This is a genomic window from Sinomonas sp. ASV322, assembly GCF_030908245.1.
Taxonomy (GTDB): domain Bacteria; phylum Actinomycetota; class Actinomycetes; order Actinomycetales; family Micrococcaceae; genus Sinomonas.
Genome location: NZ_JAVFJJ010000017.1, coordinates 63,231 through 76,954, shown reverse-complemented (window position 1 = coordinate 76,954; position 13,724 = coordinate 63,231). Strand labels below are relative to the sequence as shown.

General features: G+C 68.0%; 11 protein-coding genes. 4 read left to right on the top strand and 7 right to left on the bottom strand.

Features of this window, described 5'->3' with window-relative positions:
- Nucleotides 1–721 precede the first annotated feature (721 nt).
- Complete coding sequence (locus RBS12_RS17670; protein ID WP_307967463.1) at nucleotides 722–1,912, bottom strand: Fic/DOC family N-terminal domain-containing protein; 1,191 nt, start codon at nucleotides 1,910–1,912, stop codon at nucleotides 722–724.
- Nucleotides 1,913–2,381: 469 nt separating this feature from the next.
- On the opposite strand from RBS12_RS17670, the gene RBS12_RS17665 reads away from it, so the two are divergent.
- Both RBS12_RS17665 and RBS12_RS17660 read left to right on the top strand, forming a co-directional pair.
- Nucleotides 2,382–3,359 (top strand): LacI family DNA-binding transcriptional regulator, encoded by a 978-nt coding sequence (locus RBS12_RS17665; RefSeq protein WP_307967461.1) that lies wholly within the window; start codon nucleotides 2,382–2,384, stop codon nucleotides 3,357–3,359.
- A gap of 107 nt (nucleotides 3,360–3,466) precedes the next feature.
- Nucleotides 3,467–4,819, top strand: coding sequence for an MFS transporter (locus tag RBS12_RS17660; protein WP_307967460.1), 1,353 nt, complete (start codon nucleotides 3,467–3,469; stop codon nucleotides 4,817–4,819).
- A 92-nt stretch (nucleotides 4,820–4,911) separates the two neighbouring features.
- Here RBS12_RS17660 and RBS12_RS17655 read toward each other — a convergent pair whose 3' ends face one another.
- From RBS12_RS17655 to adh, 3 genes are all read right to left on the bottom strand, one after another.
- The gene (locus RBS12_RS17655) at nucleotides 4,912–5,316 is read right to left on the bottom strand and encodes a DUF779 domain-containing protein (protein WP_307967459.1); all 405 of its coding nucleotides are present in this window, start codon (nucleotides 5,314–5,316) and stop codon (nucleotides 4,912–4,914) included.
- Complete coding sequence (gene adhP / locus RBS12_RS17650) at nucleotides 5,316–6,344, bottom strand: alcohol dehydrogenase AdhP (protein WP_307967458.1); 1,029 nt, start codon at nucleotides 6,342–6,344, stop codon at nucleotides 5,316–5,318. Before adhP ends, RBS12_RS17655 begins: the two co-directional genes overlap by 1 nt.
- A 274-nt stretch (nucleotides 6,345–6,618) precedes the next feature.
- Nucleotides 6,619–8,142, bottom strand: coding sequence for an aldehyde dehydrogenase (adh, locus tag RBS12_RS17645; RefSeq protein ID WP_307967457.1), 1,524 nt, complete (start codon nucleotides 8,140–8,142; stop codon nucleotides 6,619–6,621).
- A gap of 253 nt (nucleotides 8,143–8,395) precedes the next feature.
- On the opposite strand from adh, the gene RBS12_RS17640 reads away from it, so the two are divergent.
- Nucleotides 8,396–9,097 carry a hypothetical protein gene (locus RBS12_RS17640; RefSeq protein ID WP_307967456.1) on the top strand — a complete coding sequence of 234 codons (702 nt, stop codon included), beginning with the start codon at nucleotides 8,396–8,398 and terminating at the stop codon, nucleotides 9,095–9,097.
- Between the two features lie 3 nt (nucleotides 9,098–9,100).
- Here RBS12_RS17640 and RBS12_RS17635 read toward each other — a convergent pair whose 3' ends face one another.
- Nucleotides 9,101–9,817: a TetR/AcrR family transcriptional regulator C-terminal domain-containing protein gene (locus tag RBS12_RS17635; protein WP_307967455.1), complete on the bottom strand. Its 717-nt coding sequence runs from the start codon at nucleotides 9,815–9,817 to the stop codon at nucleotides 9,101–9,103.
- Nucleotides 9,818–9,933: 116 nt separating this feature from the next.
- On the opposite strand from RBS12_RS17635, the gene RBS12_RS17630 reads away from it, so the two are divergent.
- Nucleotides 9,934–10,629 (top strand): DUF4386 domain-containing protein, encoded by a 696-nt coding sequence (locus RBS12_RS17630; RefSeq protein ID WP_307967454.1) that lies wholly within the window; start codon nucleotides 9,934–9,936, stop codon nucleotides 10,627–10,629.
- Nucleotides 10,630–10,761: 132 nt separating this feature from the next.
- On the opposite strand, the gene RBS12_RS17625 is transcribed toward RBS12_RS17630, so the two are convergent.
- On the bottom strand, nucleotides 10,762–12,132 hold the full coding sequence (locus RBS12_RS17625; protein ID WP_307967453.1) for an FAD-binding oxidoreductase: 1,371 nt from the start codon (nucleotides 12,130–12,132) through the stop codon (nucleotides 10,762–10,764).
- A gap of 218 nt (nucleotides 12,133–12,350) precedes the next feature.
- A complete protein-coding gene (locus RBS12_RS17620; RefSeq protein ID WP_307967466.1) occupies nucleotides 12,351–13,724 on the bottom strand; it encodes an NAD(P)(+) transhydrogenase (Re/Si-specific) subunit beta in 1,374 nt (457 codons plus the stop codon).

The following is a 13,724-nucleotide window of genomic DNA, read 5'->3' as shown; positions in this document are numbered from 1 at the left end:
AGTGCCGGCGCCAGTCCCGGACCCACCGGTCCCCGCACCCGTCCCAGTCCTACCAGTGCCGGCGCCAGTCCCGGACCCACCGGTCCCCGCACCCGTCCCGGACCCGCCAGTCCCCGCCCCGGTCCCTTTCCCGCCAGTGCCGGCGCCAGTCCCGGACCCGCCGGTCCCCGCCCCGGTTCCCTTCACCCCAGTCCCCGCACCCGTCCCGGACCCGCCGGTCCCCGCACCCGTCCCGGTCCCACCGGTCCCCGCACCCGTCCCGGACCCGCCAGTGCCGGCGCCAGTCCCGGACCCACCGGTCCCCGCACCCGTCCCGGACCCGCCAGTGCCGGCACCGGTCCCGGACCCGCCGGTCCCCGCCCCGGTTCCCTTCACCCCAGTCCCCGCACCCGTCCCGGACCCGCCGGTCCCCGCACCCGTCCCGGTCCCACTCGTCACCGCGCCAATCCTGGTCGCCCCGTTCTTGCCTTCCATGAGGAGAAGGTAACTCCGTCTCGACTGACATGGCCGGGAAAGGAAACAAACCCGTTATAGCGCTCGCCATCCAGACTCCGTTAGGAGGGCTCGGTTCGACGGACCCGGGTCTTCCCACGCACAGGAATGAGGATCTGATTCGGGGCTTTCGCCCTCCAGCCGCAGGATCAGAACCCCTGCCGCCAGCCAGCTGAGTTGACTGCTGGGCGCCAAACGGGGGATGACCGGAACCTAGGACGCGACACTATTAGTCCCGCGTCTGGGTGCCACTTTCGTCGTAGGCCATCGGCGACTCCATGACATCCAGCACGGCAGGGGCATACCAGTGTTCCCGCCCCCCGCGGCCATGCGTGCCAAAGCTTCGTAGCCACCCCCGCGCTTCGGCGTTCTTGATCAGGTTCCGAGCACCCTGGTTAGTAAGACCCAGCCGCGCCTGCACATGCCGGACTGTAACGAACGGGTTCCCGAGAATGATGTCGACAAGGCGCGGCAGGCTCGACCGCTCCTTGATCGCTTCGTCGTGGTACTCCTTGCGAATCTGGATGAGTTTCCCCGATCGGGCGACTGCGTCATCCGCTTGTGCTCGCACCGCGCGCATAAAAAAGAGGAGCCACCCGTCGATGTCTGCGTGCTCACGCACTGACTGAAGTCGCTCGTAGTATTCGTCGCGATGCGTCTCAAAATAGTTGGACAGATAAAGCAATGGCAGGGGGAGACGCCTGCGCTCCATCAGGAGCAGGTTGATGAGAAGTCGGCCGATTCGACCGTTGCCGTCGAGGAACGGATGGATCGTCTCAAACTGATAGTGCATCAGTGCCGCCTGCACGAGCGCAGGCAGCTCCCGGCCGTCGTCGTTGACAAACCGCTCCCAGTCCGCGAGCAGTTCCGCGAGGTGCTCCGGCAGCGGGGGAACGAACTTCGCATTATCCGGAGTGGCCCCCGCCTGACCCACCCACACCGGAGAGCGACGGAACTCCCCCGGTGATTTCTCGTCCCCGCGCACGCCTTCAAGCAAGGTTGCATGGACCTTCAGGATAAGCCTTTGGGTGATAGGAAGCGTCTTCGCGAGTTCATAGGCCTGTTTCGTAGCCTCGAGGTGCCGGTGAACTTCAGCCGTCTCATCATTCGTCGCCGTCTCGTCGACCTCAGACTGGAAGATCTCAGAGAGAGACGCCTGGGTACCTTCAATCCGTGAGCTCGCGAGCGCCTCACGGCGCAGATACGGTCCGATGAGCAACCCAGGGTCCGTGATGAGCATGCCGAGGCCTTGAAGGTAACCAAGCGCCGCATCAGCATCGGACAACGCAGCCACAACATCAGCCCGCAGCTCCACCTGGCGTGGCATCGGCTTGGGCAAGTAGTAGACGAACCCCCACTTGTTTCCCGGCTCCTTCGCGGGCCCGCCGAAGCGTGACTCAATGAAACGGCTCGCATCCACGCACCCAACATACAACTAATCATCGCCTTGAGTTGGAACTTGAGAGGCAACTCAAACACGAGTTGGAGCCTCGGACCCAACTTCCAACTCAATATCCAATTCAGTTGGAAGTTGCGTGGCAATGTCAACGCGAGTTGGAGCGTTCAGTCAAAATTCCAACTCGACAGCGAGATCAGTTGGATGTTGGGTGTGGAACGCCAACGCCGCTAGGAGGTTAGCCACGCGGTGCATCGCTACGAGCGTGTCAGCCAAGGTCAGCGTGTCCCTTCGTGCCCGCGTACTAGACGGAGCGTGTGCCTTCGTGTACGCGCGCTGGAAGGGGCGGTGAGGCGCGGTGGCGTTGCGCTTGCACGGGGATGTTGCAGCAACCTGTTGACTTGTTGCAGAAACGATGTCAGTCTTGTGAAATCAAGCTCACGTGACCCCGGACACATTGACCGGACACGACCAGCCGCACAAGGAGGTGGGGATGACCACGATCGCCGACATCGCTCGGGCCGCAGGCGTCTCGAAATCGACGGTCTCGCGGTCGTTCTCCCGCCCCGGCTCGGTCAACGACGAGACCCGCGACAGGATCCTCGCCGTCGCCTCCGGCCTCGGCTACACCCCCGCCCCCGTCAGAGCCGCGTCGACCGGCACGATCGCACTGTTCGTCCCGGATATCGCCAACCCGTACTATCCGCCGCTCGTCAAGGCGATCCAGTCGGCGTGCCGCCGGCAGTCGCTCTCGCTCCTCGTGATCGACGGCGAAGACGACCCCGAAGCCGACGCCGACGAGCTCGACCGGATCATCGGGCGCGTCGACGGCGCGATCGTCTTCGCGCCGCGCATGGACGCCGAACGCCTCCGGGCGCTCGACGCCGTCGCCCCCGTCGTGCTCATCAACCACGTCGCCGAAGGCCTTCCGTCCGTCGTGCTCTCCGCCCCCGAGGGAGCGCGCCAGGCGGTTGAGCACCTTGTAGCCCTCGGCCACCGCAGCATCGCGTACCTCGCGAGCCGCGAGGACAACTACTCGAGCAAGGTGCGCCTCGCCTCCGCCGAGGAGGCGGCGGCCGAACTGGGGTGCACGCTCAAGGTGCTCGCGCACGCCGAACCGACGTACGCGGCCGGCGTCCGCGGGGCCGACCTCGTGCTCGCGGAGTCGGTCACTGCTGTGATCGCTCACAACGACCTCATGGCGCTCGGCTGCCTCAACCGGCTCGTGGACCGCGGCGTCACGGTCGGAGAAGGCGTGAGCGTCGTCGGCTTCGACAACATCTGGCTCGCGTCGGCCTCGCGGCCCACGCTCACCACTGTCGACACGCCGTTCGAGCGCGGGGGCGCCGTCGCCCTTCGCCTCCTCACGGAGCGGATCTCGGAACCGGGCCGCCCCGCAACCGCCGTCCACCTCTCAGGGGACCTCATCGTGCGCGGGAGCACGGCCCCGGCCCCGGCCCTCGTGGGCTGACCGCCCCGCACCCGCACCGCACCCGCACCGCCCGCACCAACCGCACAGCACCCAACCCACCGCCCGCACCCTATTCCGCCCACAGACCATTCGCCCAAAGAGGAGCCATGGCCAAATTCACCGGCATCGCCGACCCCGACATCACCACTCCCGCAGAGCAGGAGCGCCGGCTCAGGCGCGCGAAGAAGGCAGCCCTCGCGGCGTTCCTCGGCGGCGCACTCGAGTACTACGACTTCTTCGTCTACGCGACGGCGGCGTCGCTCGTGTTCTCGAAGATCTTCTTCCCGTCGGGCGATCAGACCATCGCCCTCATCTCCTCGTTCCTGACCCTCGGCCTCGCCTACGTGGCCCGGCCGTTCGGGGCGATCTTCTTCGGACATCTCGGCGACCGCATGGGCCGCAAGAACACGCTCGTCCTGACGCTCGTACTCATGGGTGGCGCAACGTTCCTCATCGGGGTTCTTCCCGACTTCCGCACCGCCGGCTACCTCGCCCCGATCCTGCTCGTCGTGCTGCGCCTCCTCCAGGGCCTGTCCGCTGGCGCCGAGACTGCGGGCGCGTCGGCCCTGACGATGGAGGAGTCGCCGGTCGGCCGCCGCGCGTTCTTCCCGGCGTTTGCCATGAGTGGCATCTCGGCCGGCATCGTGCTCGCGTCCCTCGTGTTCATCCCGGTCGCCGCCATGAGCGACGCCGACAGGCTCTCATGGGGCTGGCGCATCCCGTTCTGGTCGTCGCTCGTGGTGCTCATCGTCGCGTACCTCGTGCGCCGCTCGCTCGAGGAGCCTGAGGTCTTCGAGGAGAAGGCCGAGCAGCACGACCTCGTCAAGCTCCCGCTCATCGACATGTTCCGCACGCACACGCCGCAGTTCCTCCAGGTCGCGCTCATGTCCTTCGAGACGGTCACGAACACGTTCATGCAGTCCTTCGGGATCGCGTATGCCGTATCGGTCGGCGTCCCTCCGACGACGATGCTCTGGGTCAGTGCCGTGGGCAACGTGGTAGCCGTCTTCACTCAGCCGGTCGCGGCGTTCCTCGCGGACCGGTTCGGCCGCAAGCCGCTGTTCATCAGCGGCGTTATCGGCTCGGCGATCCTCATCTTCGTGTACTTCTCGTCAATTTCGACGAAGAACATCCCGCTCATCTTCCTCACGAGCACCCTCATCACGGCCGGGACGTACGCGATGTCGAACGCGATCTACCCGGCGTGGTTCTCGGAGCTGTTCAACGTCCGCGTCCGCTACTCGGGCATGGCGCTCGGACTCCAGATCGGCATCCTCTGCGCGGGCTTCACCCCGACGCTCGGCGCAGCGCTCGTCGGGAGCACCCCTGCCAACTGGGGCCCTGCGGCATGGATCGTCGCGGGGTCGACGGTGCTCGCCGTGATCGGGGCACTGTGGGCTCGCGAGACGTTCCGCACGCCGATCCACGAACTCGGCAACAAGGTGCACGGCACGAAGTAAGGATCCGGCCACTCGTCGGCAAGGAGGTGGCCGCGCGTCCAGGACGCGTGGCCACCTCTCGCGTTCCCGTGGCCAGATCTCGCAGACGGTCGCTACGGGATGTCCAAGATCTCGCTCCGGATGAGGAAGCGCTTCCCCTCGGGGGCCTCGAGCGAGAACCCGCTCCCCCGGCCGGCCACGACATCAACAGTCAGATGCGTATGCGACCAGTACGCGAACTGCTCCTTCGACATCCAGAACCCCAGTTCGCCCCGCCCGGGGAGGTCGAAGACGCCGAGGAGCTCGTCGGCGTCGCCCGTCAGGAGCTCCCCCGCCGGATAGCACATGGGTGCGGAGCCGTCGCAACAGCCGCCGGACTGGTGGAACATGAGCGGTCCGTGCCGCTCCCAGAGCGAGTCGAGCAGCGCGAGAGCCGGCTCGGTCAGCGCGACCCGGGAGAAGTCCTCCCCCGGGCGCACCGGCCGGGCGTCGAGCGTTGACCTCGGCGGCGTGGACATCAGTACTTGATCACCACGCGGCCGTCGATCTTCCCGTGATGCATCTCGTCGAAGACCTGGTTGATCTCCTCGAGGTCCCGCGTGTGGAACGTCGGGTGGATCTGGCCACGCGCGTAGAAGTCGAGCGCCTCGACCATGTCCTGCCCCGTCCCCACGATCGAGCCGCGGATCGTGAGGCCCTTGAGCACGATGTCGAAGATCGGCGCCGGGAAGTCCCCGGGCGGGAGGCCGTTGAAGACGATCGTGCCGCCGCGGCGCGCCATCCCGATGGCCTGACCGAACGCTGCCGGGTGGACGGCGGTCACGAGGACGCCGTGCGCCCCGCCTGTCGCCTTCTGAATGGCCGACGCCGGGTCCTCGGCGAACGCGTTCACCGTCACCTCGGCGCCGTGCTTGCGGGCGAGGGCGAGCTTCTCGTCCGCAACGTCCACCGCAGCCACGCGCATGCCCATCGCGACGGCGTACTGCACTGCGATGTGCCCGAGCCCACCGATCCCCGAGATCACGACCCACTCCCCCGGCCGCACCTCGGTCTGCTTGAGCCCCTTGTACACCGTGACCCCGGCGCACAGGACGGGAGCGATCTCGTACGGATCCGCGCCCTCGGGGATGCGCGCGGCGAACTTCGCCTCGACGAGCATGTACTCCCCGAACGAGCCGTCCACGCCGTACCCGCCGTTGGACTGCGCCTCGCACAGCGTCTCCCAGCCCGTGCGGCAGAACTCGCACGTTCCGCACGCGCTCCACAGCCACGCGTTGCCGACGACGTCGCCGACTGCGAGGTCTGTCACGCCCTCGCCGAGAGCGACGAGGGTGCCGACGCCCTCGTGCCCCGGCACGAGCGGAAGCTTGGGCTTGACGGGCCAATCGCCCTGCGCCGCGTGGAGGTCGGTGTGGCACACGCCGCTCGCGATGAGCTTCACGAGCGCCTGCCCAGGGCCGGGCGTGGGGATCTCGAGCTCGTCGACGCCGAGCTCCTGGCCGAAGGCGTGGACGACGGCGGCTTTGAAAGTTGCGCTCAAGGTCATGCTCCTTTGCATGGGGTGGCTGAGTAGTGACGTTGCGGCGCAGATTCCGACCGGGATCGCCTGCTGCGGTGCGGCGTGTCGGCGCGACACGCCGCTGGATATCGAGGTTTGGCGCCCAATGTTGGTCGGAATTTGGAGGCGGCCGGAGCGGTGGCGGCGAGGAACCGCCGGGGGGACGGGCGGACGGTGGGATGGACGACGGCGGCGAGGCACCGCCGTCGTCCGCTCGCCTGGCGCTGGACGCGGCAGGTGAGTTCGGGTGGGAAGGCGGGGTTTAGAAGAACCCCAGCTTGTTCTCGCTGTAGCTGACCAGGAGGTTCTTGGTCTGCTGGTAGTGCTCGAGCATCATGAGGTGCGTCTCGCGGCCGATGCCGGACGACTTGTACCCGCCGAACGCCGCGTGCGCGGGGTACGCGTGGTAGTTGTTCACCCAGACGCGCCCGGCCTGGATCTCGCGGCCCGCGCGGTACGCGACGTTGCCGTTGCGGCTCCAGACGCCGGCGCCGAGGCCGTAGAGGGTGTCGTTGGCGATCTCGAGGGCCTCGTTGTAGTCGGAGAACTTCGCGACCGAGACGACCGGGCCGAAGATCTCCTCCTGGAAGATCCGCATCGAGTTGTTGCCCTCGAAGATGGTCGGCTCGACGTAGAAGCCGCCCGCGAGGTCCCCCGGGAGCTCGGCGCGCTTGCCGCCCGTGAGGACCTTCGCGCCCTCGGCCTTGCCGATCTCGATGTAGGAGAGGATCTTCTCGAGCTGGTCGTTCGAGGCCTGCGCGCCGATCATCGTCTCGGTGTCGAGCGGGTTGCCCTGCTTGATCTTCTTGGTCCGCTCGACGACGTCGCCGAGGAACTTCTCGTAGATGCCCTCCTGGACGAGCGCGCGCGACGGGCACGTGCAGACCTCGCCCTGGTTGAGCGCGAAGAGCGTGAAGCCTTCCTGGGCCTTGTCGTAGAAGGCGTCGTCGGCGTCGGCGACGTCGTTGAAGAAGATGTTCGGGCTCTTGCCCCCGAGTTCGAGCGTGACCGGGATGAGGTTCTGCGACGCGTACTGCATGATGAGCCGGCCCGTGGTCGTCTCGCCGGTGAACGCGATCTTGCGGATGCGCGGGCTCGAGGCCAGCGGCTTGCCCGCCTCGACCCCGAAGCCGTTGACGATGTTGAGCACACCGGCCGGGAGGAGGTCCTGGATCAGCTCGGCGAGGACCAGGATGCTCGCCGGGGTCTGCTCCGCGGGCTTGAGAACGACGGCGTTGCCCGCCGCGAGCGCGGGGGCGAGCTTCCACGTGGCCATGAGGAGCGGGAAGTTCCACGGGATGATCTGGCCGACGACGCCGAGCGGCTCGTGGAAGTGGTACGCCGTGGTGGTCTCGTCGATCTGGGAGAGCGAGCCCTCCTGGGCGCGGATCGCGCCGGCGTAGTAGCGGAAATGGTCGACGGCGAGTGGCAGGTCCGCGGCGAGCGTCTCGCGGACGGGCTTGCCGTTGTCCCACGTCTCGGCGACGGCGAGCAGCTCGAGGTTCTCCTCGATCCGGTCGGCGATGCGGTGCAGAATGAGGGCGCGCTCGGCGACCGAGGTCTTGCCCCAGCCGGGCGCGGCTTTGTGCGCGGCGTCGAGGGCGAGCTCGATGTCCGCGGCCTGCGAGCGCGGGATCTCGCAGAACACCCGCCCCGTGACCGGGGTGACGTTCTCGAAGTACTGGCCCGCGACCGGGGCCACCCACTCGCCGCCGATGAAGTTCTCGTACCGGTCCTTGAAGGTGACCTTGCTGCCCTCGGTGCCCGGTTGCGCGTAGACGGTCATGGCGACTCCTTTGTCTGTGGTTCCCATCGCTGGGGCCGGTGGTGCCGGCGTTGCGACGAGCGTAGGAGTGCGTGGGTTGCGGCGTGGTTGCAGCGGTGTGGTGCAGGTCACAGGATCGGCTCTCGAAGCGTTGACACGGCTGTCCCGCGAAGCGCGCAATGATGCTGAGACCGCGCCGCACCCCGCGAGGTTCCGGCCGTCGCGCACGCCGCGTGGCGACCTCAACGAATCCCATGAATCGGAGGTAAGAACAATGGGTTCGTTAGCATTCCCCTCGCCCGTCCTTCCCGGCAGGGAGGCGGCGCCCGCCGAGGTCGGCGCGAAGTTGGCCGAGCATCCTGGACTGCAGGATTTTCTGGCCAGTAGCACGCTGAACCTGGTCCGGGTGTACCAGATGACGACGCCCATGGGGGACGTGGTCACCACCTATCAGGAAGGGGACTCGATCGAACGGTCCTTCCAGAACCAGATCGACGATCCTTCCGAGGTGGCGCAGCTCCTCCGCGAGCACATCAAGAACGCGCACGGCATCGACGTCTCGGCGATGCCGGCTCCTCAGGCCGAGCAGTGGCTCGAGTACACGGAACCCGGCGGATCCCGGCATCCGGGCCTGGGGTTCTCAGTGCCGATCCAGCCGGGGAAGACCGATCTGCTACGTGCCCTCAGCACCGAGACTGCCGGTCCCAGGAAGGCGGGGTGGGAGGCCCTCAACCGAGACCTTGGGGTCACGCTGCACCGCGCGTACATCATCGCGACCCCGATGGGCGATTTCGCAAGCGTCTACTTCGAGGCGCCCGATCCTGCCGAAGCCAACCGACAGTTCGCCGCTCACGCCTCCGACTTCGCGACCTACTTCAAGACCCAGGCAGGTGAGGCCTTCGGCATCGACTTCAGCGATCCCCTGCCGCCGGTCACAACAGTCTTCGAGGCGGTGAGGACCAAGGAGACGGCCTGAAGGCTACAGGACCGAGGCGGCCTCGCGATCGTGATCGCTGGACCGCCAGCCCTTGCGGTGAAGCCGCTCGACGCCGTCGAGCATGAGGTCGATCCCGAATTCGAACTCGAACTGGTCGTCGCAGCCGGAGCCCACGACGCTGCCCGGGTCGTGGGCGCGGCTCGTCGCCACCGCCACGATCCCGGGGAACGTGGCCATCATGTACTGCGCCTGTTCTGGCGTGAGGTCCGCGGGCGCCGTCGGGCTCGTCTCGTGGAGCTCCTGGGTGAAGCCGAAGATCCGGCTTCCGAGGGCGTGCATGACGTGGTGGACGAGGTCAGCGGACAGGCCGCCCGCAAGGAACATGCGGATCATCGCGTCGGTGTACGCGAGGACGACGGCGGTCGGGGCGGCTTGCGCTTCCATGACCCGTCGGGCCCACTGATGGCGCAACATGACGCCTCGGGCAGACAGGATCCGACGGCGTGCGGCGCCCTTCCAGTCCGCCCCCTCTTGAGGCGGATCGATCTCGCCGAGAACCGAATCGACCATGCCGTCGAGCAATTCGTCCTTGTTGGCCACGTGCTTGTAGAGCGCCATCGGAACGACGCCTAGGGTCTGGGAGAGCTTGCGCATGCTGATGGCCTCGAGGCCTGCTTCATCGGCGAGCGCGACGGCGGCGTGGAGCACCCGCTCGCGGCTGAGCGGCTGCCGCTGCGCGCCGTCGTTCGTCGTCGTCACGACCCACTCCCTTGAACCCTGCAACACGGTGATTGACAAGTGTACGACGTACACCTATCGTCGGTCCATGAGAGGTGTACGCCGTACACCTCCTTGGGACAAGGAACGGGATTGACATGGCCCCCACACGGCGCAGCGCTATTGTCATCGGCGCGCTCTACCTCACCACCCACGTCACGTCGGTCGCGGGGCTCGCGCTCTACGGCCCCGTGCTGACGAGCAGCGCTTACGCCGACTATCTGGCGGGCCCGGGCGCGAGCGCGCGAGCGCTCTCCGGAGGGTTCCTCGAGGTGGTCCTCAGCCTCGCGATCGTCGGCACCGGGGTCGCCTTCTACCCCGTCGTGAAGCGGATCAGCGAGGGCATGGCCCTTGGCTACGCTGCGCTGCGCACGCTTGAGGCGGGCATCATCGCCGTCGGAGTCGCGCCGCTCATGGCGGCTGTGACCGTTGTGCAGTCCGGCGGGGTCCAGAACGCACCATTGATCCAGGCCCTTGCGTCCCTCCATAACTGGACGTTCCTGATTGGCCCGAGCTTCGCGTGCGGCGCCAACACCGTGGTGCTCGCCGCCCTCCTACTTCGCTCCGGTCTCGTGCCGCGACTCATCCCCCTCCTCGGGCTCGTCGGTGGCCCGCTGGTCTTCGCGTCCGGGATGGCCCAGATGTTTGGCGCCGTCCCGCAGGCCTCGGTGGCCGCCGGCCTCGCCGCGATCCCGGTCTTCGCGTGGGAGGTCAGCCTGGCCCTCTACCTGGTGATCCGCGGGTTCCGAACTGCCGCAAGCCCGGCAGCTGCCATTCAGCCTGCCGTTGTCTGAGCACCCACGCCGCCCGCGCTCCTGACCGGTTGTGATTTCCCAATCGGTCAGGAACGCGGCGAGTCGTCCGAAATCGGCGTGTCGGCGTCGAAGAAGCGGACACGGGCGCGAGCCGTGGACGCCGCGCCCGGCCTACGCGGGCGGAATGTTCTGGTTGACGTGGAAGAAGTTGTCCGGATCCCAGCGCCGCTTGAGCTCGACGAGCCGCTTGTACTTCTCCTCGCCGTACGCCTGAAGCACGCGACCGGCGCCCTCCTCGCCCAGGAAGTTCACGTAGACGCCGCTCGCGAGGCGGTGCAGCGCGGTCCAGAGCTCGCGGGCCCAGCCGATGTGGCGATCGTCGGCGTCGGCGTCGCCCCATCGCGTGTTGATGTTGAGGAGGATCTCGGCGTCACGGTTCCCGTAGGCGCTGAAGTCCTCCGGAATCCCGGTCAGGACGCCGCCGAGCGCAGCGAGCTTGATGTCGGAGAGCGGGGACGTGAAGTGGGCCGCGGCATCAACGAGGCTCGCGATCGCGGCGTCGTCGAGGCCCGTGAGGTAGTCCGCCTTCCAATAGTTCTGGGCCCCCGGCTCCCAGTAGCGGTCCTGGGACGACTGCACGGCGACGTACGGCTTGGGGCCGACGGCGTCGACCGCCGGGCGGCCCAGCGACCGCAGTGGCGCGAGCACTGAGGCGGCCTCGTCGGCGGCGCCGAGCCACATCATGTTGACCGACAGCACGGGCTGCCCCCACAGGTGTTCGGGGAAGGGCGGGTCCGGGGGCGCCGTACGGAGGACGGCGATGCTCATGGCGTCGTCGGGGAGGGAGGGGGCGACGGCCGACCACTCCGCGAGCACGTCGCGGGCCTGATCGAGGGGATAGATGACGGGGCCGGCGATGACCTCGGGGCCGACGTCGTGCAGGTCGAATTCGAGCGACGCCGCGACGCCGAAGTTGCCGCCTCCGCCGCGGAGCGCCCACAGCAGCTCGGGTTCGCTCTCGCCGTCGACGGCGATGAACTCCCCGTCAGCCGTGACGAGCCGAACGGACCGCAGGTTGTCCGAGGCCGCGCCGTGGCGCCGTATGAGCCACCCCATCCCGCCGCCGAGGGTGAAGCCCGCGACGCCGGTCGTCGACATGATGCCGCCCGTCGTCGCGAGCCCGAACGCCTGCGCCTCGTCGTCGAAGAGTCCCCACGTGACGCCCGGATGCACTCTCGCGTGCTTCGATGTCGGATCGATCTGCACGCCGCGGAGGTCACGCAGATCGAGGACGAGCCCGTCGTCGCACGTGCCGAGGCCGGCGATGTTGTGGCCCCCCGCGCGCACGGCGAGCGTGAGACCGTGGTCGGAGGCGAAGCGGACCCCGGTGATGATGTCGGCCGTTCCGGCGCAGCGGAGGATGGCGGCAGGACGCCTCTGGATCGAGCCGTTCCACACCTGACGGGCGTCGTCGTAGTCGCCGCTGTCGGGGGTGATGACCTGCCCGCGGGAATGCGATTGAAGAACGCTGAAGTCGACCACGCACCAAAGGTCGCACCGGGGCCCCCACAGCGCAACGGCGCGAGCTTACGAGTATCTGACGCACGCGGGAGGTGGCGTCGCTCGCGGCGGCCCCCGCCTGGCCACAGCCCCCGCGCTCCGGCCCGGTTGTGATTTTTCAATCACTCAGAACGCGGCGCGTCGGGGCGAAGCCAGCGTGTCGGCGTGGAAGAAGCGGGCTGGAGCGCGCAGCGGGCACGCTAAAGGGCTTTGACGGCCCCGAGCACCTTCGTGAGCGACTCCTTCGCGTCGCCGAACAAGAGCGTGGTCTGCGGCTCGTACAGGAGCTCGTTCTCGATGCCCGCGAACCCGGGCCGCATGGAGCGCTTGAGGAACACGACCTGCCGCGCGTCGCCGGCCTCGAGGATCGGCATGCCGTAGATCGGCGAGCCGGGCGTGGACTTCGCGGCGGGATTCACGACGTCGTTCGCGCCCACCACGAGGGCAACGTCGGCCTGCTTGAAGTCCCCGTTGACCTCGCTCATCTCCTTGAGCGACTCGTACGGGACGTTCGCCTCGGCGAGCAGCACGTTCATGTGCCCGGGCATGCGGCCGGCCACGGGATGGATCGCGAACTCGACGTCGACGCCGCGCTCTTCCAGCGCCTGCGCGAGCTCGGCGGCCGTGTGCTGCCCCTGCGCGACGGCGAGCCCGTACCCCGGCACGATGATGACGCGCTGCGCGTACCCGAGCAGGATCGCGACGTCCTCGGCGCTCGACGAGCGCACGGGCCGCTCGCTCACGACCGTCGACCCCGCCGTCGAGCCTCCCCGGAACGCGCCGAACATGATGCCCGCGACACTGCGGCCCATCGCGGCGGCCATGAGCCGGGTGAGGATCGTACCGGAGGCCCCCACGAGCGTGCCGGCGACGACGAGCAGCACGTTGCCGAGCACGAGCCCCGAGGCGGCCACGGCGAGACCCGTGAACGCGTTGAGCAGCGAGATGACGATCGGCACGTCCGCGCCGCCCACCGGGAGCACGAGGAACACTCCGGTAACGAGCCCCACCGCGAGAAGGACGACGGCGAGGCCCACCGAGCCGCCCATGACGACGGCCGCCGCCGTGCCCACCGCCGTGACGAGCACGACGCCCATGAGCACGGGCAGACCGGGGAACACGACGGGGCGAGTCGTCATGAGCTCCTGGAGTTTCGCGAACGTCACGGCGGAGCCCGCGAACGAGACCGCCCCGACGAACAGCGTGAACACGATCGCGAGCCGCAGCCAGCCGTCCTCGGCGTGCGGGAGCTCGAGCAGCGCCACGAGCGCCGCGGCGCCGCCGCCCACGCCGTTGAACATCGCGACGAGCTGGGGCATCTGGGTCATCTTGACGCGCCGCGCGACGGGGGCCGCAATGGCCGATCCGACCACGATCGCCCCGAGGATCCACGGGATGTTCTCGAGCCGGCTCGCGAGGAACACCGTCACGAGGGCAACGAGCGCGCCGAATGCGCCGACGAGATTGCCGCGCCGCGCGTGCTTGGGCGAGCTGAGGCCCTTGAGGGCGAGGATGAAGGAGACCGCTGCAAGGAGGTAGAGCAGCGCGGTCCATGTGGGGTCAAGGATGGTCAA

Coding starts and splice junctions, on each gene's coding strand:
- adh (WP_307967457.1), bottom strand. CDS start 8,142: ATGACCGTCTACGCGCAACCGGGCACCGAGGGCAGCAAGGTCACCTTC.
- adhP (WP_307967458.1), bottom strand. CDS start 6,344: ATGACCTTGAGCGCAACTTTCAAAGCCGCCGTCGTCCACGCCTTCGGC.
- RBS12_RS17630 (WP_307967454.1), top strand. CDS start 9,934: ATGGCCCCCACACGGCGCAGCGCTATTGTCATCGGCGCGCTCTACCTC.
- RBS12_RS17665 (WP_307967461.1), top strand. CDS start 2,382: ATGACCACGATCGCCGACATCGCTCGGGCCGCAGGCGTCTCGAAATCG.
- RBS12_RS17640 (WP_307967456.1), top strand. CDS start 8,396: ATGGGTTCGTTAGCATTCCCCTCGCCCGTCCTTCCCGGCAGGGAGGCG.
- RBS12_RS17660 (WP_307967460.1), top strand. CDS start 3,467: ATGGCCAAATTCACCGGCATCGCCGACCCCGACATCACCACTCCCGCA.
- RBS12_RS17655 (WP_307967459.1), bottom strand. CDS start 5,316: ATGTCCACGCCGCCGAGGTCAACGCTCGACGCCCGGCCGGTGCGCCCG.